Raw genomic sequence first — 661 nt, 5'->3', positions numbered from 1 at the left:
CCGGTTGGGATACGTTGCCGGCGGCATCGGTGAGGGTGACTTGCAAGGTGCTGCCGTCGTTCACGGCAGGATTCAGGGTGACGGTGAAGGTGCCATCCGCGGCGACGGTGCCGGTCGCGAGGATGTTGCCGGCCGCGTCACGTACCTGCACGGTGGAGCCGGCTTCGCCTCGACCGCTGAGCTGGCTACCGGCAACGCCGATCACCAGATTGGTCGGTGCTTCAGGCGGGGTGGTATCGCCGCCATCGATGTCCGGCGCGGTGACCGAGCTGGTAACGGAAGTGTTGCCAGCGGCATCGGTCGCGGAGGCCTGCAGCACTTCGCCGTCAACTTGTGGCGGGTTGAGGTTGAGGCTGAACACGCCGGTCGGGCCGACCACCGCAGTGCCCAATTCGGTGCCGTCGGCAGCCACGATGCGCACGGTGCTGCCCGGTTCGGCACGGCCGGTGATAACGCTGCCGTCCGCGCTGACCGCCAGTTCGGTTGGGGCAGCAGGGGCGGTGATGTCGGGCGCGGTGATCTGTGCGGGCAGCGAGGAAACGCCGCCGTCATCGATGGCGACCACGTCCAGCAGTTCGCCATTGGCCTGGGCCGGGTCGAGGGTGACGGTGAAGCTGCCGTCGGGGCCCGCCACCACAGTGCCAATCAGCGTGCCGTTGGC

General features: G+C 68.4%; 1 protein-coding gene. It reads right to left on the bottom strand.

Annotated elements, in window-relative coordinates:
* On the bottom strand, positions 1–661 hold a 661-nt coding region (locus tag ACTJJN_RS27000), incomplete at both ends, for an Ig-like domain-containing protein (protein WP_440781796.1).

Source organism: Pseudomonas sp. 22515, from assembly GCF_052044625.1.
GTDB lineage: Bacteria > Pseudomonadota > Gammaproteobacteria > Pseudomonadales > Pseudomonadaceae > Aquipseudomonas > Aquipseudomonas alloputida.
Note: the sequence above shows the minus strand (reverse complement) of the source record. Positions and strands in the feature narration are given on the sequence as shown.